The organism is Clostridium tyrobutyricum DSM 2637 = ATCC 25755 = JCM 11008, assembly GCF_000359585.1.
GTDB classification, from domain to species: Bacteria; Bacillota; Clostridia; order Clostridiales; family Clostridiaceae; genus Clostridium_B; species Clostridium_B tyrobutyricum.
In genome coordinates this window covers 95,960-117,381 of the sequence record NZ_APMH01000003.1, presented here as the reverse complement: position 1 = coordinate 117,381, position 21,422 = coordinate 95,960, and the positions used below count along the sequence as shown (strand labels likewise).

General features: G+C 29.0%; 25 protein-coding genes. 3 read left to right on the top strand and 22 right to left on the bottom strand.

The window, feature by feature from the left end; translation table 11 throughout:
* Positions 1-255: 255 nt before the first annotated feature.
* On the top strand, positions 256-624 hold the full coding sequence (locus J418_RS0102735) for a YraN family protein (protein WP_017750628.1): 369 nt from the start codon (positions 256-258) through the stop codon (positions 622-624).
* Between the two features lie 20 nt (positions 625-644).
* Here the strand turns inward: J418_RS0102735 and J418_RS0102730 are convergent, their stop codons facing one another.
* From J418_RS0102730 to pta, 21 genes are all read right to left on the bottom strand, one after another.
* Positions 645-1,397: a ribonuclease HII gene (locus J418_RS0102730; protein WP_182915960.1), complete on the bottom strand. Its 753-nt coding sequence runs from the start codon at positions 1,395-1,397 to the stop codon at positions 645-647.
* Between the two features lie 139 nt (positions 1,398-1,536).
* Complete coding sequence (ylqF, locus tag J418_RS0102725; RefSeq protein WP_017750630.1) at positions 1,537-2,382, bottom strand: ribosome biogenesis GTPase YlqF; 846 nt, start codon at positions 2,380-2,382, stop codon at positions 1,537-1,539.
* Positions 2,383-2,424: 42 nt separating this feature from the next.
* Positions 2,425-2,946, bottom strand: a complete 522-nt coding sequence (lepB, locus tag J418_RS0102720) for a signal peptidase I (protein WP_017750631.1) — start codon at positions 2,944-2,946, stop codon at positions 2,425-2,427.
* Between the two features lie 46 nt (positions 2,947-2,992).
* Positions 2,993-3,340, bottom strand: a complete 348-nt coding sequence (gene rplS / locus J418_RS0102715; RefSeq protein WP_017750632.1) for a 50S ribosomal protein L19 — start codon at positions 3,338-3,340, stop codon at positions 2,993-2,995.
* 98 nt (positions 3,341-3,438) lie between these two features.
* Complete coding sequence (gene trmD / locus J418_RS0102710; RefSeq protein WP_017750633.1) at positions 3,439-4,170, bottom strand: tRNA (guanosine(37)-N1)-methyltransferase TrmD; 732 nt, start codon at positions 4,168-4,170, stop codon at positions 3,439-3,441.
* Positions 4,155-4,649 carry a ribosome maturation factor RimM gene (gene rimM / locus J418_RS0102705; RefSeq protein ID WP_017750634.1) on the bottom strand — a complete coding sequence of 165 codons (495 nt, stop codon included), beginning with the start codon at positions 4,647-4,649 and terminating at the stop codon, positions 4,155-4,157. The genes trmD and rimM overlap by 16 nt, the downstream gene beginning before the upstream one ends.
* 81 nt (positions 4,650-4,730) lie before the next feature.
* Positions 4,731-4,958, bottom strand: coding sequence for a KH domain-containing protein (locus tag J418_RS0102700; RefSeq protein WP_017894739.1), 228 nt, complete (start codon positions 4,956-4,958; stop codon positions 4,731-4,733).
* A gap of 18 nt (positions 4,959-4,976) precedes the next feature.
* Positions 4,977-5,234, bottom strand: coding sequence for a 30S ribosomal protein S16 (rpsP, locus tag J418_RS0102695; RefSeq protein ID WP_017750636.1), 258 nt, complete (start codon positions 5,232-5,234; stop codon positions 4,977-4,979).
* Positions 5,235-5,275: 41 nt separating this feature from the next.
* A complete protein-coding gene (ffh, locus tag J418_RS0102690) occupies positions 5,276-6,631 on the bottom strand; it encodes a signal recognition particle protein (protein WP_017894738.1) in 1,356 nt (451 codons plus the stop codon).
* A gap of 15 nt (positions 6,632-6,646) precedes the next feature.
* Positions 6,647-6,982 (bottom strand): putative DNA-binding protein, encoded by a 336-nt coding sequence (locus J418_RS0102685; RefSeq protein WP_026142612.1) that lies wholly within the window; start codon positions 6,980-6,982, stop codon positions 6,647-6,649.
* Positions 6,983-7,140: 158 nt separating this feature from the next.
* Complete coding sequence (ftsY, locus tag J418_RS0102680) at positions 7,141-8,052, bottom strand: signal recognition particle-docking protein FtsY (RefSeq protein ID WP_017750639.1); 912 nt, start codon at positions 8,050-8,052, stop codon at positions 7,141-7,143.
* A 23-nt stretch (positions 8,053-8,075) separates the two neighbouring features.
* Complete coding sequence (smc, locus tag J418_RS0102675; RefSeq protein ID WP_017894736.1) at positions 8,076-11,642, bottom strand: chromosome segregation protein SMC; 3,567 nt, start codon at positions 11,640-11,642, stop codon at positions 8,076-8,078.
* A 12-nt stretch (positions 11,643-11,654) separates the two neighbouring features.
* Positions 11,655-11,753 (bottom strand): hypothetical protein, encoded by a 99-nt coding sequence (locus J418_RS16335; protein WP_017750641.1) that lies wholly within the window; start codon positions 11,751-11,753, stop codon positions 11,655-11,657.
* Between the two features lie 13 nt (positions 11,754-11,766).
* Positions 11,767-12,840, bottom strand: a complete 1,074-nt coding sequence (locus J418_RS0102665; RefSeq protein ID WP_017894735.1) for an elongator complex protein 3 — start codon at positions 12,838-12,840, stop codon at positions 11,767-11,769.
* Between the two features lie 14 nt (positions 12,841-12,854).
* A complete protein-coding gene (gene rnc / locus J418_RS0102660; RefSeq protein ID WP_017750643.1) occupies positions 12,855-13,559 on the bottom strand; it encodes a ribonuclease III in 705 nt (234 codons plus the stop codon).
* 117 nt (positions 13,560-13,676) lie between these two features.
* Positions 13,677-13,910: an acyl carrier protein gene (acpP, locus tag J418_RS0102655; RefSeq protein WP_017750644.1), complete on the bottom strand. Its 234-nt coding sequence runs from the start codon at positions 13,908-13,910 to the stop codon at positions 13,677-13,679.
* Between the two features lie 136 nt (positions 13,911-14,046).
* Positions 14,047-15,045 (bottom strand): phosphate acyltransferase PlsX, encoded by a 999-nt coding sequence (plsX, locus tag J418_RS0102650; protein ID WP_017750645.1) that lies wholly within the window; start codon positions 15,043-15,045, stop codon positions 14,047-14,049.
* A 104-nt stretch (positions 15,046-15,149) separates the two neighbouring features.
* Positions 15,150-15,332 carry a 50S ribosomal protein L32 gene (gene rpmF / locus J418_RS0102645; protein ID WP_017750646.1) on the bottom strand — a complete coding sequence of 61 codons (183 nt, stop codon included), beginning with the start codon at positions 15,330-15,332 and terminating at the stop codon, positions 15,150-15,152.
* A gap of 18 nt (positions 15,333-15,350) precedes the next feature.
* Positions 15,351-15,851, bottom strand: coding sequence for a YceD family protein (locus tag J418_RS0102640; RefSeq protein ID WP_017750647.1), 501 nt, complete (start codon positions 15,849-15,851; stop codon positions 15,351-15,353).
* A gap of 81 nt (positions 15,852-15,932) precedes the next feature.
* Positions 15,933-17,129, bottom strand: a complete 1,197-nt coding sequence (locus tag J418_RS0102635) for an acetate kinase (RefSeq protein ID WP_017750648.1) — start codon at positions 17,127-17,129, stop codon at positions 15,933-15,935.
* A gap of 52 nt (positions 17,130-17,181) precedes the next feature.
* Positions 17,182-18,183, bottom strand: a complete 1,002-nt coding sequence (pta, locus tag J418_RS0102630; protein ID WP_017894734.1) for a phosphate acetyltransferase — start codon at positions 18,181-18,183, stop codon at positions 17,182-17,184.
* Between the two features lie 213 nt (positions 18,184-18,396).
* On the opposite strand from pta, the gene J418_RS0102625 reads away from it, so the two are divergent.
* Positions 18,397-19,632 carry a nucleotidyltransferase gene (locus J418_RS0102625; protein WP_017750650.1) on the top strand — a complete coding sequence of 412 codons (1,236 nt, stop codon included), beginning with the start codon at positions 18,397-18,399 and terminating at the stop codon, positions 19,630-19,632.
* Positions 19,633-19,731: 99 nt separating this feature from the next.
* Positions 19,732-20,901, top strand: a complete 1,170-nt coding sequence (gene ylbJ, locus J418_RS0102620; protein ID WP_017750651.1) for a sporulation integral membrane protein YlbJ — start codon at positions 19,732-19,734, stop codon at positions 20,899-20,901.
* On the opposite strand, the gene J418_RS0102615 is transcribed toward ylbJ, so the two are convergent.
* The gene (locus J418_RS0102615) at positions 20,884-21,408 is read right to left on the bottom strand and encodes an ATP synthase subunit B family protein (RefSeq protein WP_017750652.1); all 525 of its coding nucleotides are present in this window, start codon (positions 21,406-21,408) and stop codon (positions 20,884-20,886) included. The genes ylbJ and J418_RS0102615 overlap by 18 nt on opposite strands.
* Between the last annotated feature and the right edge of the window lie 14 nt (positions 21,409-21,422).

Here is a 21,422-nt window from a genome sequence, read left to right as displayed (position 1 = left end):
ATAAAAGTGTTTCCACTATAATTTTAAGATTGGAGATAATAAAAATGAACTTTTCAATAGTTATATTTCTATTAATATTAGGAGCTATTATGTTTTTATTTGGATTAAGAACTAAGAACCATCATATGATTACCTCAGGAAGTGTAATTATAATATTTCTCTTATTAATATCAATAAATATATATATTCCACATACAATAAATTGTTTTAAATAAAAAATACCTACATTTGTAAATACCATAATAGGAGTAAGAAATGAAATATAATAATAAAAAAATAGGTGATTTGGGAGAGAATATTGCTGTAGATTATTTATATTCCATAGGATATTCTATAATAGAAAAAAACTTCAGATGTAAAACAGGAGAGATCGATATAATATCCCAAAATAAAAATACTATATGTTTTATAGAAGTCAAAACAAGGCATTCAAAAAATTATGGTGAACCTTGTGAAGCTGTAAATCATTTTAAAAGAATTAAAATTTACAGGACTGCATATATTTACGTACAGAAAAATAAATTATATAAATACAATATAAGATTTGATATAATAGAAATTATGATAAATTCCAATAAAAAGAGCTATAATATTAAATTAATTAAAAATGCCTTTCAAGTATAAGCTAATATATTAGCTTATACTTAAATTATATTCTTCAAAAAACTTAATCTATGTAATTTACAGATTCCATATTTTTTTATGGCATCGATATGTTCTTTAGTGCCATATCCAGAATTACTTAAAAAATTATACTGTGGATATACCTTGTGATACTCTTTCATAAGATTATCCCTGTATACTTTAGCAATAATGGAACCAGCTGCTATACTGGCGCTTTTCGAATCCCCTTTTACTATAAATTCGTTGTCTATATCCAAATTATTTACTGCATATCCATCCGATAATACAAAATCAACTGGAACTTTCAAACCTCTAACTGCTCTTTTTAATACCTCATTATTACACCATGCAATTCCTTTTTTATCAATTTCATCATTATTTATAATAGAAATATTATAAGTTACTGCCTTACTTTTTATTACATCTGAAATTTCTTCTCTTTTCTTGGCTGAAAGTTTTTTCGAATCCTTAATTCCCATAACTAATTCTTTTTGATCTTTATAATTCATATTAAATACTACTGCCCCTGCTGCTATAGGCCCTGCAAGTGGTCCTCTTCCAACTTCATCTACTCCTGCTATATATATACAGTTTGAGAATCTTCTATCAAATTTATACATCTTTTCTACTCTTTCAATTTCACTTTCTGTACTCTTGAAAAACTTTAAGAGTACTTTAGATAAACCTTTGACATTTTTTCTTTTATCGCACTCCAAATAATTTGCTACTTTTAAAAGAGATTCTTCATTTAAATCAAAATAATGTTTTTCCATTTCATGTACTACTTTATTTAGTTGATAGAAAGTTAACTCAGCCCTTTTTTTCAATATAATATTTTGCATATCTTCTATACTAAATTTATCTAAATCAATATCAGTTGACATATTAAAACATCTCCTGTAAATTTATAAGCTATTTAGGAAATTCCAATGAAATAGTACCAATTTTTCCAGATCTGAACTCATCCAATATCATATTGGAAACTCTATTATAGTCTATATTGCCGCCTTTTATTATAGCTCCACGTTTTTTAGCTATATTGTCAATAATATCAATAGCATTATCACTTAAAGAATCTAATTTATATCTCTCAATAAGTTTGTCTGGATAATTTGAAGAAAGTACTTCTATAAGATGTACTGCTAATTCTTCAGTATCCATAATTTCATCTTTTATGGCACCTGTAAATGCTAAATTTAGCTGTGTTTCACTGCTTTCTAATTTAGGCCATAGTATTCCAGGAGTATCCATAAGTTCCATTCCAATTTTAGTCTTAATCCATTGTTTTGATTTGGTAACTCCAGGCTTATTTCCCGTTCTGGCAATCTTGTTCCTAGCAATCTTGTTTATAAAAGATGATTTGCCTACATTAGGTATTCCAACTACCATTACTCTATCTACTATCTTATTTATTCCTCTATTTTTTAATTTTTCATGTTTATCTTGTAATATATTATCCAATAATGATTTTATATTATTCAATCCATAACCAGTAATGCAATTTACTGATAAAACCCCTACATTATTTGAAGATAAAACTTTTATCCACTTATTCGTTACTTTATCTTCACTTAAATCACTTTTGTTAAGTAAAATTATTCTAGGCTTATTCCCACATATATCGTCGATTTCAGGATTTTTACTAGATCTTACTATTCTAGCATCTCTTATCTCAATTACAGCATCTATAAGCTTTAAACTCTCTCTTATTTCTCTTCTAGTTTTTACCATATGTCCTGGAAACCAATTTATATTCATATATAAACCTCCTGTATTAGATAATTTTCATATGTTAATATCTTATTTGGGAGTTTTTAAGGTACCCATTCTTGTAAATGGAAATAACCTAAATACTGCTCTACCAACTACTAATTTATAGCTTACAAAACCTACATCTGTGAATCTGCTGTCACGACTGTTATTTCTATTATCTCCCATGACAAATATAGTATTTTCAGGTACTGTAACTTCATTATAATTTCCAATCATAGGTTCTAGTATATATGACTCATTTTGAAGTTTATCATTTATATAAAGTTTGCCATTATCGATCCTTACTTTATCCCCACCTACTGCTATTACTCTTTTAATAAATTTTTCACTTGGATTTGCAGGATATTTAATTACAACAATATCGCCTGGCTTTGGTGCTCTAAAATAATAACTAACTTTTTCTACTATAAGTCTATCCTTGTTATTTAATGTAGGATCCATAGAATGACCGTCAACACTTACAGTTTCAAACACAAAGGTTATAATTAAAAAAGCTGCTATTATAGCAATTAATATTGATTTACCTATATCTAGTAGTTCTTTAAACAACTTTCACTACCCCCTCAACATAAAAAAGGGCTTTTATAGCCCCATTTTACTTTAATATCTCTTTTACCTTAGCAGCCTTACCAACTCTATCTCTTAAATAGTATAGTTTAGCTCTTCTTACTTTACCTTTTCTAATTACTTCTATTTTATCTATTATAGGAGCATTAACCGGAAAAGTTCTCTCAACTCCAACACCATAAGCAACTCTTCTTACTGTAAATGTTTCCCTCAAGCCACCATTCTGCCTTTTTAATACTATACCTTCAAATACCTGTATTCTTTCTCTATTTCCTTCACTTATCTTTACGTGAACTTTTACTGTATCTCCAACATTAAAGTTCTGTATATCCTCTCTTATCTGTTCTGCTTCTATAGCTTTTATTACATCTAACATTGTGTGCATTACCTCCTTATATTAATAAACCTTCTTGCCCAGCATATCATATGCAGACAGAGGAAGATCCGTGTAGCACAAGCTACATTGTATCATATTTAAATATTATTTTCAATATAATTGTTTAATAATTTCATATCCTCTTTAGAAAGTTTGGTTTTCTTTAAAATATCCGGTCTTTTTTCCATGGTTATTAAAATAGATTGAAGTCTTCTCCACTTTCTTATATTTTCATGGTGTCCTGACAATAAAACTTCTGGAACTCTTTCACTTTCAAAATATTCAGGCCTTGTGTATTGTGGATACTCCAAAAGTCCATTATAAAAAGATTCATCCTCATAGCTCTGTTCCGATTTAAGTACGCCAGGTATCATTCTGCATATACTGTCTACAATTGGGATACAGGCAGATTCTCCTCCTGTAAGTACAAAGTCTCCTAAAGAGACTTCCATATCTATGTACTTATATGCTCTTTCATCTATACCTTCATAATGCCCGCATAAGAATACTAATTCTCTTTCTTTTGATAGCTCTTTAGCCATTTTTTGATTGAAAGTCTTACCCTTTGGTCCTAAAAATATAATTCTACCTTTGTTTAACTTTTTAACTGCCCTTATACAATCTACTATTGGCTGAACTGACATTACCATTCCAGCTCCACCACCATATGGATAGTCATCTACCTTTTTATGTTTATCTTTAGTATATTCCCTTATATTGACTGTATTTATATTTAAAATTCCCTTTTCTCTTGCTCTACCAATTATACTATAATTAAAAACGTCAAACATTTCAGGAAAAAGAGTTAGAATATCTATTCTGCCATCCATGCACTCACCGGCTTTATAATAATCTTTGATTTTTCTATATCTATATTTAATACTATATTTTCAAGTGCAGGAATCAAAATCTCCTTTTTTTCTTTTATCCAATACACATCATTATTGGGAGTATGGATTACCTCACTTACTTTTCCATAGTAATTATCTTCATCATCAAATACATCGCATCCTATTATATCAGATATGAAATAGCTGTCTTTTGTCAATTCTACTGCATGTTCTCTTTCTACTTGAATATACTTTTCCTTGTAAGTTTCTGCATCTTCTATAGTATCTATTCCTTCTATTTTTAATATTACCCTCTTGGACTGAAGTTTACAATTCAATACATTTGTTTCTTTTTCTTCAATATATACTTTGTGTAATTGTTTGAATCTTTCTAAATTATCAGTAAGTGGATATATTTTCAATTCACCTTTTATCCCATGAGTATTTACTATTTTACCTATAGTAATAAATTGATCCATAAAATCAATCTTCTCTCCTTTCACCTAGTATTTTTTTATATAATATAAGAGTTAGGATAGACCTAACTCTTATATTATCTCTTATATTATCTCTACAACAACTCTCTTATTTTGTTTTATAGCTGCTGCTTTCACTACAGTTCTTATAGCCTTGGCTATTCGCCCCTGTTTGCCTATTACTTTTCCCATATCTTCTTGAGCAACTTTCAATTCAAGAATTATGGACTGTTCACCTTTAATTTCATTTACCTGAACCATATCTGGGTTATCTACTAATGATTTAGCTATAATTTCAACTAATTCTTTCATTCAATTCACTCCCAGTTACTACTTGCTCAATTTTTCATCTAATCCAGCTGTTGTAAAAAGTCTCTTTACAACATCAGTTGGCTGAGCACCATTTTTTATCCATTGTACAGCTTTTTCTTCATCAAATTTAATAGTAGTTGGTTCTGTTAAAGGATTATAATATCCTAATTCTTCTATAAATCTTCCATTTCTTGGAGATCTCGAATCTGCAACAACTATTCTATAAAATGGAGACTTTTTTGCACCCATTCTTCTCAATCTTATTTTTACTGACACCTAATATCACCTCCTTAAATATAATAGGAAATTAGCATATATTAAAATGGCATTTTCCCAAATAAATTTTTGCCAAAACCTTTTCCATTCTTAATACCATTAAATTGCTTCATCATTTTTTTAGTCTTGTCAAAGTCTTTAAGAAGTCTATTAACCTGTTGTATTGTAGTTCCTGAACCAGAAGCTATTCTTTTTTTTCTTGAAGAAGAACTGCTTATAATTACAGGACTCAATCTCTCTTTTTGAGTCATGGATTTTATAATAGCTTCCTTTATTTTCAAATCCTTTTCTCCTTGAGAAAGATCTACACCTTTTAAAATTTTTGAATCAACTCCTGGAATCATCTCTACAAGTTTACTAATAGGCCCAAGCTTTTTAGCCTGCTGCATAACATCCAAAAAATCTTGGAAGTTAAATTCCTTGTTTAACATTCTCTCTCCGAGTTGTTTTGCTTCATCCTGATCTATGGATTGCTGGGCTTTTTCTATAAGTGACAGTACATCACCCATACCCAATATTCTAGAGGCCATTCTGTCTGGATGAAATACCTGAAAATCATTCATTTTTTCTCCCAGGCCTATAAATTTTATAGGTTTTCCTGTCATGGCCCTTATAGAAAGAGCTGCCCCTCCTCTAGTATCTCCATCGAGTTTTGTCAGTATGACCCCTGTAATGTCGATTTGTTCATTGAAACTCTTTGCTACATTAACAGCATCCTGACCTGTCATTGAATCAACAACTAACATAATCTCATTTGGGTTTACTACTTGTTTTACATCTTTAAGTTCATTCATAAGTTTTTCATCTATTTGAAGTCTGCCTGCAGTATCTATTATTACCACATTTAAGTTATTATTTTTTGCATATTCAACAGCTCCTTTTGATATATCCGCTGCTGTAACTCTATCTCCCATGGAAAATACGGGAATATCTATCTGCTTTCCTACTACCTGTAACTGTTTTATAGCAGCCGGTCTATATATATCACATGCTACTAAAAGTGGTTTTTTATTCTTTTTTCTAAGTTCAAGTGCCAATTTTCCACACATTGTTGTCTTTCCTGCACCTTGAAGTCCTACAAGCATTATTATGGTTAATCCATTTTTTGAATACTCAATAGAACTTTCACTTTTTCCCATTAAAGCAGTTAGCTCTTCATTTACTATCTTTATGACTTGCTGTGCTGGAGTTAAACTCTTAAGTACTGCTTCTCCAAAACATTTTTCACTTACACTTTTTATAAAATCACGTACAACTTTATAGTTAACATCTGCTTCCAAAAGTGCCAATTTTACTTCTCTCATTGCATCTTTTATATCTTTTTCCGAAAGCTTACCTTTTCCTCTAAGCTTTTTTAAAGTTTCCTGAAGCTTAGATGCCAATCCTTCAAAAGCCATGTTAAACCTCCTATATTAAATATTATCTACTATATATCTCTTCATATTATTTACAAGTTCCTCATTACTTGAGTTTTCCAACAAATCCAAATCTCGTAAAATATTTTTTTTAACTTCTTCCAATTTCATTTTTTGTTTAGCTAAACTCAATTTCTCTTCATATTGGAACAGTATCTTATGACATCTTCTTATAATATCATATACCGCCTGTCTTGTTGTATCTGTATGTTCAGCTATCTCACCTAAAGACAAATCACAGTTATAATATAAATCCATTATATTTTTCTGTTTGTCCGTCAACAAATTTCCATATGCATCCATCAGTATGGACATTCGTATTCGTTCTCTCATGACACCTACAGTACGATCCACTGTCTCTGCCACTTCCTTAAAATTTATTTTTATAATAATTAAAACTTATATAGTTATCTACCAGAGATATAATATCAAAATTTAAATAAGGTGTCAAGTGTTTTTACTTAACAGGCTGCAGAATATATGAATTTAATTTAAAATAGTGCTTCTACAAAATCGTTAGCATTAAATTCCTGAAGATCATCTATACCTTCTCCTACTCCTATTAGCTTAACCGGTATACCAAGTGAATGTTTTATGGATATTACAATTCCTCCTTTGGCAGTTCCGTCTAATTTAGTCAATACTATACCGCTTACTTTACAAACTTCCATAAACTGCTTTGCCTGCTGAACTGCATTCTGTCCAGTAGTAGCATCTAATACTAGCAAAGTTTCCCTATTTGCCTCTGGATATTCCCTGTCAATTACTCTGTTTATTTTTCCAAGCTCATCCATCAAGTTTTTTTTGTTATGCAATCTACCTGCAGTATCACATATAAGTACATCAACATTTCGTGATTTGGAAGCCTGAACTGCATCAAATATAACTGCTGCTGGATCAGAGCCTTCTTGATGTTTTACTATATCCACTCCTGCCCTATTACTCCAAATTTCCAGCTGATCTATAGCAGCTGCTCTAAAAGTATCTGCAGCAGCCATTAAAACTTTATATCCTTTATCTTTTAACTTTGAACTTATTTTACCTATAGATGTTGTTTTCCCAACTCCATTAACTCCAACTACCAGTACAACCTCAGGTGTACTCTCAGGTTCCAATACAGCATTTTCACTTCCCAATATATCTATAATCACTTCCTTTAAACAATCATTTATAAGGTTTGGATCTTTTATCTTGTTTTCTTTTATCTTCTGTTTAAGCATTTCTATTATGTATAGTGTAGTATCAACTCCTATATCAGCAGTTATAAGTATTTCCTCAAGTTCATCATACAGATCTTCATCTATAGAAACATAACTACTCAAAACCTCCATTATCCTGCCTGTTAAATTATTTTTAGTTTTAGTAAGTCCATTTTTTAATTTGTCAAAGAATTTCTGAATCATATGACTGCCTCCTCATTTTTATCTTAAGATATATTTTCATTTAAATCTACAGAAACAATTTTTGATATACCTTTCTCTTCCATGGTAACTCCATATAGAACATCACTTACTTCCATAGTTCCTTTTCTATGGGTTATTACAATAAATTGGGTGCTTTTAGAAAACTTTTTTAGAAATTCAGCATATCTGGCTACATTTGCATCATCAAGAGCCGCCTCAATTTCATCCAGTATACAAAATGGAGTTGGTTTCATTTTAAGAATTGCAAATAAAAGTGCTATGGCGGAAAGTCCTTTTTCTCCACCAGACATGAGATTTATATTTTGAAGTTTCTTGCCAGGGGGCTGTACAGTTATATCTATATCTCCTGTAAGCTCATCACCATTTGTAATTATAATGTCTGCACTTCCACCCTTAAACAGTTCTTTAAAAGTTTCATTAAAATTTTTTCGAAGTTTATTAAAGTTTGCATTAAATACAACTTTTATTTTATCTGTCATCTCATAAATTACATTGTTCAACTCATTATTTGCATTTATTAAATCCTGCTTTTGAGATTCCATAAAATCCACTTTTTGTTTTAATTCCTTATATTCCTCAATAGCCCCTAGATTAACAACTCCTATATCAGATATTTGCTTTTTTAAATTCTGAATTTTTGTTTTAAATTCTTCTACATTTTCAATTTTGAATTTATATTTAAGAGCTTCTTCATATGTAATTTTCATATCTGAATTCAACTTTGAATACATATTTTCTTCATTAGCTATAAATTTAGTTAAATTTAATTGAGACTTATGCAATTCTTGTTCCTTCTTGTTTATTTCCAAAGCTAAATTTTGAGAATCACCATTTAGAATTTTAACCTTGTCTTTAATTTTTATTTCATCTATTTTTAATTTTTTTATTATATTTTCAAATTTTAATATGCAATTATTTTTTTCCTCTATATCCAACTTGTTTTTTTTAATTTCTTCATAGTATTTTTTGATATTACTATTAAAATCATTTGCTTCATTTTTTAAATTCAAAATTTTGTTTTTAAATTCATTTATATTTTCTTCATGGTTTTTAAGTGTATTATTTATATTTAATATACCTTCATCAACTTTAGCCTTTTTTATTTTTAAAGCTGTAAGTTTTTCTCTTGTATTATCTATAGTTTCATTTTTACCCTTTAAATCTTCTTCCAAAGTCAATATGCTTTCATTGTTAAAACTTTGTTTGTTATTAAAATTCTTTAATGTTAATTTTTTACTTTCCAGTTCTTTCTTATACTCTTTAATTTCTATATCATGATTTTGTATCTGCTTTTTAGATATATCTATATTCTTTTCCAATTTCAAGTTCTCATTATTTATATTATTTATTTTCCCTTTTAACTCAGTAATATCTATATTTTTAGAATATATACCATCTCTAAGATTTAAATTTTCTTCATCGAATTTTCTTATACTTTCTTCATAATTACTTATAAGCTGACTTATGGATTTTATTTTACCTTCAGATTCACCAAGTTTGATTTCAATACTTTTGATTTCTCTTTTTCTTCCTATTATATTGCTGGCTTTTGATTTTAAGCTTCCTCCTGTTAGAGCACCTCCAGGATTTACTATTTCACCTTGAAGAGTGACTATCCTTACAGTATAATTACTTGTTTTAGCTATATTTAATGCACTATCTATATCCCTAGAAATTATAGTCCTGCCTAACACATATTCTAATGCATTTTTAAAAAAACTATCACATTCAACTATATCACTTGCAATACCTAAATAACCATCTATTTTGCTAAACAATTTATTTTCAGATATCTTTCTAGCTTTTATTATTGTAAGTGGCAGAAACGTAGCTCTACCCAAATTATTTGATTTCAAATATTTTATAAGATGTTTTGCCATTTTTTCATCTTTGGTTATAATATTTGAAATAGCCCCACCTAGAGCTATCTCTATGGCTACTTCAAACTGTTTATCAACCTTTATTATTTCACCTAAAACAAAACAACTATTTTGCTCTACTTGAGCTTTGCCAGATTTTATATGTTTCATAAGCATTTTCACAGCTCTATTATATCCTTCATATTGATTGTCTAAATTTATAAGCATATTTCTATTTGCTTCATATCTCATATGTATACTATTTATTTGTTTTAACTCTTGCTGGAATTTTTTCAAATAATTTTTCTGATTTATTATACTTTTCTTATTTTCAACTATTTTAGCTTCATATTTTTTAATTTTTTTCTCTATATCTCTTATTTGTAAATCAATAACATCTTTTGTGCTAAAATTTATCCTCAGTGAATTTTCATATCCAGTATACGTTTCTTTTAAGTTTTCTATCTTATCTATAGTCTTTTTTATATCTTCTGTAAACGTTGAAATACTATTTTTTAAATTTGATATAGTACTTAAATACTCTATCTGGCTATCTTTCAAGTTTCTAATTAATTCATTTTTGTTATAAACTGTCTGTACATATTTATCTAAATTACATTGATGTTCCTCTATTTCATTATTCAGTTCAACTTGAATGTTGCAAAGCTTGGAAAGTTCATTATTCTTTAAAGTCTTTTCATCAATTGTAGAATACATTTTTTTCTTCAAAGTATCGTATTCCAAGTCATTTTTTTTCATAATATTTTCTATATTTGATATCTTTTCTTTTAATAATTCTACTTTTGAACGAAGTGCCTGTACTTCGGATTTACTATCATAATAATTTTTTTCGCAATTTCTTCTATCAACAATAATATTATCTATGTTTTTATTGAATTTATCTATTTTACATTTTAAATTTACAAATTTTAAATTTAAATTATCTACATTTTCTTTCTTTTCAGCAACTATATCTCTTAATTTTTCTACCTTTACCCTAATCTCATCTATCGAATGAATCAGTAAATTTATTTCTTTTTCCTTTAATCCTTCTGAAAGTTTCAAAAATCTATTGGCCTTGTCATTTTCTATACTAAGAGGTTCCAACCTATCTTTATAGGCACTCATTATATCATCTATTCTTATTAGATTTTCATTTGTATTCTTAAGCTTTTTTTCCGCCTCCCCTTTTCTCCACTTGAATTTTACAATTCCAGCTGCTTCTTCTAAAAGACTCCGCCTATCTTCTGGTTTTCCACTAAGAACAGCATCTATTTTACCCTGACCTATTATTGAATATCCTTCTCTGCCAATTCCAGTGTCCATGAATAGCTCATATATATCTTTAAGCCTGCATCTAGTACTATTTATATAATATTCACTTTCTCCTGACCTATACAATCTTCTTAAAACTGTTATAGAAGTATAATCCAATGGAAGAGCTTTATCTGAATTGTCAAGGTTCAATGAAACCTGGCATAACCCTACTGGTTTTCTAAATTGAGTTCCGGAAAAAATTACATCTTCCATTTTACCCCCTCTTAGATTTTTAACACTTTGTTCTCCTAGAACCCACCTGACTGCATCTGAAATATTACTTTTTCCACTTCCATTAGGCCCAACAATAGAAGTAACTCCATTTGTAAGTGTTAATTTGGTTTTGTCTGCAAAGGATTTAAACCCTCTTATCTCAATAGCTTTTAAATACATTTTATTCTCCACCTATCTCCCAAAAATCATTGGAAGCAAACCGACTATAAACATAATTACTATAAATACGACAAATATTTTAGTCATCTTATCTCTAGTATCTTTTTTCATAGTACACACCTCTTTAATATTTAAAATCCTTACTGGCTAAATAAATGTCAAAATATAATTTTCTTTCATCTTCTTCCAAATTTAAAATAAAAGTATCTCTTTTAAGGCTATTATCTTGAACTACTTGTATTTTAGATACATTAAGTTGCAATTTAACATCATTAAAAAACCTTTTACCATTAGCATATAATTTTGATATGTCTTTTCCATTAATCTGAATTTTTACTTTTCCACTATAATTATAAGGTATGTTTTTCCTCAAGAACTCACTGTATATACTCCCTATCACCAGTTCCCTAAAGGCAGGATGAAAAGGGCCACTTACAATTTCAGCACCCACGTTTATTTCTTCTGTAGGCTGAAGTCCAACTCTTATTATATTTATTTTATTTGATATTAACATACAATAGAGTATTTTAGTTATATAAATTGCTTCTTCTAAACTGTATGGACTATACATACCTTTTTTATACATATCTTCCATAGGAGTATTTTTTATTATAAGAGAAGGATATATTCTATATATATCCGGTTTCATATCTATGGATTGTTTAACTGAAGATATATCCTTCTGAAAATTATCGCCTGGAAGTCCAAGCATAATTTGGTGGCCTAATGTAAATCCGTATTTTTTGATTAAAGCTGAAGCTTTTAATACATCTTCTTTGGAGTGACCTCTACCAGACTTAAAAAGTACTTCTTCATCCAAAGATTGTACTCCTAATTCTATTACATCTACACCATATGATTTAAGATTGTCTAATATAGTATTATCTATATAATCAGGTCTCGTAGAAAGATGTATAAGATCTATAAGACCTGCATCTTTATACTTCTTAGCCACTTTCAAAAGTTCAGTCTGTTTTTTGATATCTATAGCTGTAAAAGTCCCTCCAAAAAATGATACTTCAACTTTAGCCTTATGTGAATTTATAGTATTTAAATATTTGTCTATAGTATTTCTAGTGAAATCAGCATCTACTTTTTTTTGACTTCCAGTTATAGTAGTTTGATCACAAAAAACGCAGTTATGTGGGCAACCTTCATTTGGAACAAATATAGGAATTATATAGTGCTTATTGCTCATATTGAAATTACCTCTTAATCTTTATAATAATTTGTATTTTTTAATGCTCTATATGCGGCATTTTGCTCTGACTGTTTTTTACTGTATCCAACACCATTTCCAAGTATATTTTCGTTTACAGATACCTGTGTGTAAAATTTTCTTCTATGTGGAGGTCCTTCAAATTTAGTAAGCTTATAGTCTATTGAAACCTCTCCGCTTTGCTGCATAACTTCTTGAAGTTTTGTCTTGTAGTCCAATATAATTTTATCATTTATTGCCTTTTCTATAATAGTGTGAAAATTGCTCATTATAAATTCATTAACCTTTTTGTATCCATTATCTATATAAACAGCTGCAATTATAGCTTCAACACAATCTGAAAGTATTGATACCCTTTCCCTGCCGCCTGTCATCTCTTCGCCTTTGCTCATGTTTATGTAACGGCCTATATCCCACTTCCTTGCAATTTCATAAAGTGAAGTTTCACATACTATAATGGACCTTTTTTTAGTAAGTACTCCTTCTGGCTCATCTTTATAATTTAAAAACAAATATTCTGATATGGAAAGTTGAAGTACTGCATCTCCTAAAAATTCCAACCTTTCATTGAATTTTATAGATTTCTTGCCATTTGCATAAGAACTATGGGTGAGTGCAGTTTTTAATATTTCCTTATCTTTAAAACAAACCTTTAATTTTTTCTCAAGTTCTCCAAAATCATTTGAAAATTGTTCCATTAGATATCTCCTTTTGAAGTTTATTCCTCAGTTTGCTTTTAAAAAACAAATTCAAGAATAAACTGCATATTAAATCATTATAAAATTTAGAGTCCCGTATAAAACGAGACTCTCTTCTTACTCCTCTGTATGAGCTTTTATGTACTCAACTACGTCTCCAACTGTAGATATTTTTTCTGCTTCTTCATCTGGTATTTCCAAATCGAATTCTGTTTCGAGAGCCATAATAAGTTCAACTATATCAAGTGAATCTGCACCTAAATCGTCTACGAATGATGAATCCATCTTTATCTCATCTTCACCAATTCCAAGTTGTTCTGCTATTATTTTTTTTATCTTTTCAAAAACCATAATTTCGCCTCCTAAAAATTTGTACATAAATAATATTACATAAATATTGTATACCGTCAATACATTAGCATTAAATTTATTATATACCAATATATTCTGTATTAATATACATATATTGATTTTTTTAATTACTATATCAAATATCTGATATTTTTTCTACTTCTAACTTTATTTTATCTACAACTTTACTGTCCACACAATCTTTAGCCCTAAAAATAGCATTCTTAAAAGCTTTACTGTCAGAACTTCCATGTGCCTTTACACATATTCCTTTGGAGCCTAAAAATGCACATCCACCATATTCAGAATAATCGAATTTTGACTTCAAATTTCTAAATACATTTTTCATTAATACTGCACCTATTTTAGCAGTAGAAGATTTTAATATTTCTTCTTTGAGCATACTCATTACATTTAATGCAACACCCTCATACATTTTTAAAACAGTATTTCCTACAAAACCATCACAAACCAATAAGTCCACATCACCATCAGATATATTTCTAGGTTCTACATTACCGATAAAGTTTAAATTAGATTCCTTTAAAAGTTTATATGCTGCTTTTGTAAGCTCATTGCCTTTTTGTTCTTCAGTGCCTATATTAACAAGACCAACAGATGGATTTTTTATATTCATCACATTTTCTAAATATATCTTACCCATTAAAGCAAATTGTAGTAAATATTTAGGTTTGCAATCTACATTTGCTCCTGCATCTACCACCATGAATTTACCATTTTTACCAGGCATAATTGGTGACAAGGCCACTCTGTCTATTCCCTTAATTCTACCTACTATTAAAGTAGCTCCTGTCATAAAAGCTCCTGTACTTCCTGCAGAAACTACAGCTTGTGCCTTTCCTGAAGATACAACATTAAGGGCCTTAACTAAACTTGAATCCTTTTTTCTCCTAACAGCCATGACAGGATGTTCATTAGTAGTAATTACTTCTTTTGCATCCAAAACATTAATTCTATTCTTATCATACTGATATTTTTTTAATTCATTGTTTATTATATCTTCTTTTCCAGTTATTATTATATCTATATTCGGTTCTTTTATAGCAGAAACTGCACCGCAAACAGCTTCTCCAGGTGCAAAATCTCCACCCATACCATCTACAACAATTATCATGATCTCACATCCTAACAATAAATAAATCAGATATAATTATATCATATTAGAATGATGAAAAATAAATATTAACCAAAAAAAGAAAGCCTATCGACTTTCTTTAACTATTTTGCAGCTGCAATAACCTCTTTACCACCATAGTAGCCACAATTCTTGCACACTCTGTGAGCAAGTTTCATTTCATGGCATTGAGGACATTCTACAATTCCTGGTAAACTTGCCTTAAATGTCTGAGCTCTTCTTGAACTCTTTCTTGCTTTTGATGATTTTCTTGCTGGACTTGTCATAGTAAAACACCTCCTTAATCATTTAGAAAACATATCTTTTAACTTTTCCCATCTAGGATCAATATTATTTTCTTTGCAATTGCAGATTGAATCATTTAAATTAGTCCCACATTCAGGACATAATCCCTTACAGTTTTCTTTGCAAAGTCTTTTTATTGGCAATGCTAATATTATATTATTTTCTATTATTTGAGTAATATCTATGTAACCATCATTAATAAAGAAAATATCCTCATCACAATCAACTATTTTCTTGTCTGTAAATCTTTCATTGATATTTATATTTATGGCATGAGCAAATTTCTTCAAACATCTCGAACAAGTAAGTTCAAGTACTCCACTGACTTTACCCTTTAAAGTAATCATATGATCTGTTTTCTCCAAATTTGCCAGTAACCTGATAGGGTTTAAAATACCAATATGTTCCTTGCCATCATAAAAACTATCATCTTTTAAAATAATATCTAGTTTTTTTGTAAATATCTCTTTATTTAGCAGATCAGATATATCCAATTTCATAATGCTCACCTCTATACATTAGCCACAATTTATTATATAGAGATGAGCATTAAAAGTCAAGATTTATTTAAATTTTACTCTTTATCTACCTTCAACTATTTCTTTTGTATCTCTAGCTATCATAAGTTCCTCATTAGTAGGAATAGCAAATACTTTTACTTTAGAATCATCTGAACTTATTTGAGCTGGTTTTCCCATAACATTGTTTCTTTCCTTGTCTAAAACTATACCTAAATTTGAAAGTCCAGCACATATTCTTCTTCTCAAAGGTTCTGAATTTTCTCCAGATCCAGCTGTAAATACTATGCAATCAACTCCATTTAAAGCTGCTATATAAGAGCCTATTACTGATTTAACCCTGTAAGTATAAACATTCAAAGCAAGTTCCGCTCTCTTATTTCCTTTAGCTTCTTCAGCTAATACATCTCTAAAATCACTGCTTACTCCTGATACACCAAGTACACCAGATTTTTTATTCATTAAGGTATCTACTTCATCTATAGACATTCCCACTGATTTTACTAGAAAAGGAATCACTGCTGGATCTATATCTCCACATCTAGTTCCCATGCAAAGACCTGCAAGTGGAGTAAATCCCATACTAGTATCTATTGACTTACCACCGTCAATTGCACATACACTAGCTCCATTTCCCAAATGGCAGGTTATAATCTTAAGAGATCTTATGTCCTTTCCCATCATCTTAGCTGCTTCTATTGATACAAATTTATGTGATGTACCGTGGAATCCATATTTTCTAACGCCATATTTTTCATATAGATCATATGGTACTGCATAAGTATATGCATAATTGGGAAGTGTTTGATGGAATGCAGTATCAAATGTTGCCACCATAGGAGTATCTGGCATTAACTCTTTACATGCATTTATACCTATCATATTTGGTACATTATGAAGTGGTGCCAATTTAGCACAATCTTTTATAGCTTTTACAACATCTTCATCTACTAGAACTGAATTTGCATATTTTTCTCCACCATGTACAACTCTATGTCCAACTGCAGATATTTCAGACATATCTTTAATAACTCCATAATCTTTGTCTACTAGTGCATTCAGAACTAATTTTATAGCTATTTTATGGTCTTCCATAGGCTGTTCAGTAATATATTTCTCTCCATTTACTTTATGAGTAAGGATGGATCCTTCTATACCTATTCTTTCCACAAGACCTTTAGCAAGTACATTTTCATCTTCCATATTTATCAATTGATATTTTAAAGATGAACTTCCACAATTTATTACTAATATTTTCATAAAATCATCTCCTCGTATATTAACAGAACCTTATATTGTAATATTCATTAAATTATTTTGCAGCTTGTGCTTGTACTGCTGTTACAGCTACTACATTTACTATATCGTCAGAACTGCATCCTCTTGACAAATCATTTATTGGTTTTGCAAAGCCTTGACATATAGGTCCTATTGCTTCCGCTTTTGCAAATCTTTGAACTAATTTATATCCAATATTTCCTGCTTGAAGTTCAGGGAATATAAGTACATTTGCTTTTCCTGCTACAGGACTACCAGGTGCTTTTAAATTTGCAACTTCCTGTATTAAAGAAGCATCCAATTGAAGTTCTCCGTCTATTTTAAGATCTGGTTGCATTTGTTTAGCAAGTTTGGTTGCTTCTCTTACCTTATCTACATTTTCATGTTGTGCACTTCCCTTAGTTGAAAATGAAAGCATAGCTACTTTTGGATCCATACCACATAAACTTTTTGCAGTTTCTGCAGTACTAATAGCTATTGCAGCTAATTGTTCAGTATTAGGTACAGGATTTACAGCACAATCTGAAAACAACAAGAAACCATTATCACCTAAATCACAATTTGGAACTTCCATCATAAATATGCTTGAAACTACTGAAGTTCCTGGAGCAGTTTTTACAATTTGAAGACCTGGTCTCAAAAGATCGCCTGTAGTATGTATAGAACCAGATACCAATCCATCAGCATCTCCTAGTTTGACCATCATTGTTGCAAAGTACAATGGGTCTCTAACTATCTTATTCGCCTTATCAGGAGTAATACCTTTTTTCTTCCTCAATTCATAAAACTCATGAGCATATTTTTCTAATTTATCAGAAGTTTGTGGATCTACCAATGTAACACCAGTTAAATCTACATTCAACTTGCTAACCTTTTCCTTTATTACATCAATGTTTCCAACCATTATTACATTGGCAAGACCATTTTTAGTTATTTTTTCACCTGCTTTAAGATTTCTTTCTTCTTCGCCTTCAGCTAAAACAATTGTCTTTTTATCTGTTTTTGCCTTTTCCCATATTTGTTTCATTAGTCTCATTTTCGTTTCTCCCTTCAAGATATAAAAATTAATATAAAATCACATATACTTATAATATAATCCTTTTTCAATATATATTTCAATAAAAAAACAGTATTTTTTTTATTTTTTTATAAAAAGATTTTTATCTGTTATAATAATATGTTTTATCTGTTATAATAATATTCATAAAGAATTAAATTAAGATAAATAAATAGGAGGTTTATTAGAATAATGAAGATAACCGGCATTATAGCGGAATACAATCCTTTTCATTGCGGTCATGCTTACCATATTCAAAATACACGTAAAATAACAAATTGTCAAGCTATTATAGCTATAATTTCAGGAAATTTTGTTCAACGGGGACTTCCTTCGATAATAGATAAATGGAATAAAACTGAAATCGCTCTTTTAAATGGAGTGGATTTAGTATTGGAATTACCTACATTATACAGTGTTTCTTCTGCAGAGTTTTTTTCTTTCGGAGCAGTAAGTCTAATGGAGAATTTAGGCGTAGTTGATACTATTTGTTTTGGAAGTGAATGTGATGATATATCTCTATTGAATTCTATATCAGAAATTCTATATGATGAACCTCCTGAATTAAAAAATTATTTAAAAGCTGAACTTTTAAAAGGTAATTCATATGCTGAAGCAAGAAGTAACTCTATAATAAAATTTCTTAAGGACAGGTATAAAAATATTTCTTCTTTAGAATTTAAATCTATATTATCATCCTCTAATAATATTTTAGCACTAGAATATTTAAAAAGTTTAAAAAAGTTAAACAGCAATATAAATGCTCTTTCTATAAAAAGAAAAGGTGAAAATTATAACAGCAATAAATTGCAAAATAATTTTTCCAGCGCCTCTGCTATAAGAACTTTCTTAAAACACAATAGAGACCTATCCCATATAAGAGAAACCGTTCCACCTGAAACTTACGATATTTTATGTAGATTATGCAGACAAAACTATAATTTTGATATGGAAAATTTAATGGTTCCGTATTTAAAATATAGATGTTTTTTACAAAAAAAATCTATATTAAATATTCCAGAAGTATCTGAAGGTATAGAAAATAGAATTTTTAGAGCTTTAGAAAGCAACTCTGATTATAATGAAATAATTAAATGTGCTAAAACCAAAAGATATGCTTATACAAGAATAAGCAGAATACTATGTCAATTTTTTCTTGGATTTGATGAGTTTGAAACTGATATTATGAGAAGACAAAAATGTCCTTATACACGAGTTCTTGGATTCAATGAAACTGGAATGAGAATACTAAAATCCATAAAAAAAAATTCCTCAATTCCTGTATACACAAAATTTCCTAAAAAACTGGATGATTTTTTATCTATAGATTTAAACTCTACAAAAGCATATAGTCTTTTAAATACTTTTGTGAAATTTAATTCAGATTACAAAAAAAGTCCAATTATATTTAAAGGAAACACTTTTTAAAACAAATAATATACGAAGTAATAAACATCCCCTTTTTTTAATATAATTCTAATATGTTTTTATATAAGAATTGAGTTAAATAAAAAGCAGGTGATTAAATTGGCAATATTATTCTATACACTATTATTTATAATAGTATTACTTCTAGCATTTCTGTTAAAAGACAGAAATTTATTTATAACTATATTGTGTTCTCTTTTGATTATACAGATTATATTATCTCCTAAATTATGTATAGATGGTGCTATAAATGGAGTTATACTATTCTTTTACAAGGTATTTCCATCGTTATTTTCTTTTTTAATAGTATCAAATATAATAATTAATTGTAATGGCATATATATATATGCCAAATTATTTGGTAAAGTATTATGTTCTCCCTTAAATCTTCCAAGAAATTGTAGTTTTGCTCTTATAATAAGTATGCTCTGCGGTTATCCTCTTGGTGCAAAATATGCCTGCGATTTATACGAAAATGATGAAATAGATAATAATACTTTTACAAGATTATTAAATATAGCATCTAATTCAAGTCCATTATTTATATTGGGTTCTGTAGGTATATCAATGTTTAAAAACAGTGTTTTAGGATATATACTTCTGCTTTCAAATTTAATTTCGTGTTTTATTATGGGATTTATTCTTCCATCCAAAGTTAGTTATAATAATAACAATCATATTCATAACTCAACAACATCAAATTCCAATATAGGAAATATATTAAAAAGAAGTATTGAAAATTCCATTAAAACTTGTCTATCCATTGGTGGTTTCGTTACCATGTTTTCTGTTATAAACGGCATACTTGAACATAACTTAATATTTGAAATAGTTACAGAAAAAATCTCCAATATATTCAATATTTCATCTAGTATTATTAAAGGTACAATACTTGGAATAATCGAAATGACAAATGGTTGTAATTTGATAACTACTTCTGATGGAAATATCTATATAAAGATTTTAATTATAAGTTTTTTATTCACTTTTAGCGGTTTTTCAATTATATCACAAGTATACTCTTTTACCTATAAATTTAAAATTTCCATGGGAAAGTACATATTTAGAAAAATAATCCACGGAATAATATGCGCTATATTAAGTTTATTTATATTTAAAATATATGAAAGTAAATTAATATCAAAGGAAATATTCTCTTACTATTATTCACCAATAGTAAGTAGTGACAACATATTTATGTTCCTAATTGGTGTCATTATATTTCCCGTTATACTATTTAAATTAAAAAATCTATTTAATATTTTTTAGTTCATCTATATTATCTCTTATTAAATTGGTTTTTATATTTACACTTTCATAAAGAGCGTCAATAAACTGCTGTGCCTGAAGCTTTAAATCTGAAAGCATAGCTTCACTTTTTGATTGTATTTCTGAATCTAACTGCTTGAGTATATTATCTGCATATTCTACTGAACCCATACGTATAGCTTTGGCATTTTTTTTTGCAGATGATATTATTTCAGCAGCACGTATATTTGCTTCTTTAGTTATATCATGATTTTCTATCTGCATTTTTAATATATTTAAATTTTCTTTTTTCATATTATCTGCTTCTTTTATAGCATCATTTAATATTCTCTCTTTTTCTTCTACTACCCATTTTGATTTTTTAAATTCACCTGGAAGACTGTTTGCTATTTTATCTAGTATATCTAAAACTTCTTTTTTGCTTATCATTACTTTACCAGTCATAGGTACCTTTGCTGATGTTTCTATGATTTCCTCAAGGTATTCTAACAACTTGATAGTATTCATAATTCTTCCTCCTA

Excerpts from the sequence above, each read along its gene's own strand:
- J418_RS0102735 (WP_017750628.1), top strand. The coding sequence starts at position 256 with ATGAAATATAATAATAAAAAAATAGGTGATTTGGGAGAGAATATTGCT.
- J418_RS0102730 (WP_182915960.1), bottom strand. The coding sequence starts at position 1,397 with ATGGAAAAACATTATTTTGATTTAAATGAAGAATCTCTTTTAAAAGTA.
- ylqF (WP_017750630.1), bottom strand. The coding sequence starts at position 2,382 with ATGAATATAAATTGGTTTCCAGGACATATGGTAAAAACTAGAAGAGAA.
- rplS (WP_017750632.1), bottom strand. The coding sequence starts at position 3,340 with ATGTTAGATGTAATAAAAGCTATAGAAGCAGAACAGATAAGAGAGGAT.
- trmD (WP_017750633.1), bottom strand. The coding sequence starts at position 4,170 with ATGGATGGCAGAATAGATATTCTAACTCTTTTTCCTGAAATGTTTGAC.
- rimM (WP_017750634.1), bottom strand. The coding sequence starts at position 4,649 with ATGGATCAATTTATTACTATAGGTAAAATAGTAAATACTCATGGGATA.
- J418_RS0102700 (WP_017894739.1), bottom strand. The coding sequence starts at position 4,958 with ATGAAAGAATTAGTTGAAATTATAGCTAAATCATTAGTAGATAACCCA.
- ffh (WP_017894738.1), bottom strand. The coding sequence starts at position 6,631 with ATGGCTTTTGAAGGATTGGCATCTAAGCTTCAGGAAACTTTAAAAAAG.
- J418_RS0102685 (WP_026142612.1), bottom strand. The coding sequence starts at position 6,982 with ATGAGAGAACGAATACGAATGTCCATACTGATGGATGCATATGGAAAT.
- ftsY (WP_017750639.1), bottom strand. The coding sequence starts at position 8,052 with ATGATTCAGAAATTCTTTGACAAATTAAAAAATGGACTTACTAAAACT.
- smc (WP_017894736.1), bottom strand. The coding sequence starts at position 11,642 with ATGTATTTAAAAGCTATTGAGATAAGAGGGTTTAAATCCTTTGCAGAC.
- J418_RS16335 (WP_017750641.1), bottom strand. The coding sequence starts at position 11,753 with ATGAAAAAAGATACTAGAGATAAGATGACTAAAATATTTGTCGTATTT.
- J418_RS0102665 (WP_017894735.1), bottom strand. The coding sequence starts at position 12,840 with ATGAGCAATAAGCACTATATAATTCCTATATTTGTTCCAAATGAAGGT.
- rnc (WP_017750643.1), bottom strand. The coding sequence starts at position 13,559 with ATGGAACAATTTTCAAATGATTTTGGAGAACTTGAGAAAAAATTAAAG.
- acpP (WP_017750644.1), bottom strand. The coding sequence starts at position 13,910 with ATGGTTTTTGAAAAGATAAAAAAAATAATAGCAGAACAACTTGGAATT.
- plsX (WP_017750645.1), bottom strand. The coding sequence starts at position 15,045 with ATGATAATTGTTGTAGATGGTATGGGTGGAGATTTTGCACCTGGAGAA.
- rpmF (WP_017750646.1), bottom strand. The coding sequence starts at position 15,332 with ATGACAAGTCCAGCAAGAAAATCATCAAAAGCAAGAAAGAGTTCAAGA.
- J418_RS0102640 (WP_017750647.1), bottom strand. The coding sequence starts at position 15,851 with ATGAAATTGGATATATCTGATCTGCTAAATAAAGAGATATTTACAAAA.
- J418_RS0102635 (WP_017750648.1), bottom strand. The coding sequence starts at position 17,129 with ATGAAAATATTAGTAATAAATTGTGGAAGTTCATCTTTAAAATATCAA.
- pta (WP_017894734.1), bottom strand. The coding sequence starts at position 18,183 with ATGAGACTAATGAAACAAATATGGGAAAAGGCAAAAACAGATAAAAAG.
- J418_RS0102625 (WP_017750650.1), top strand. The coding sequence starts at position 18,397 with ATGAAGATAACCGGCATTATAGCGGAATACAATCCTTTTCATTGCGGT.
- J418_RS0102615 (WP_017750652.1), bottom strand. The coding sequence starts at position 21,408 with ATGAATACTATCAAGTTGTTAGAATACCTTGAGGAAATCATAGAAACA.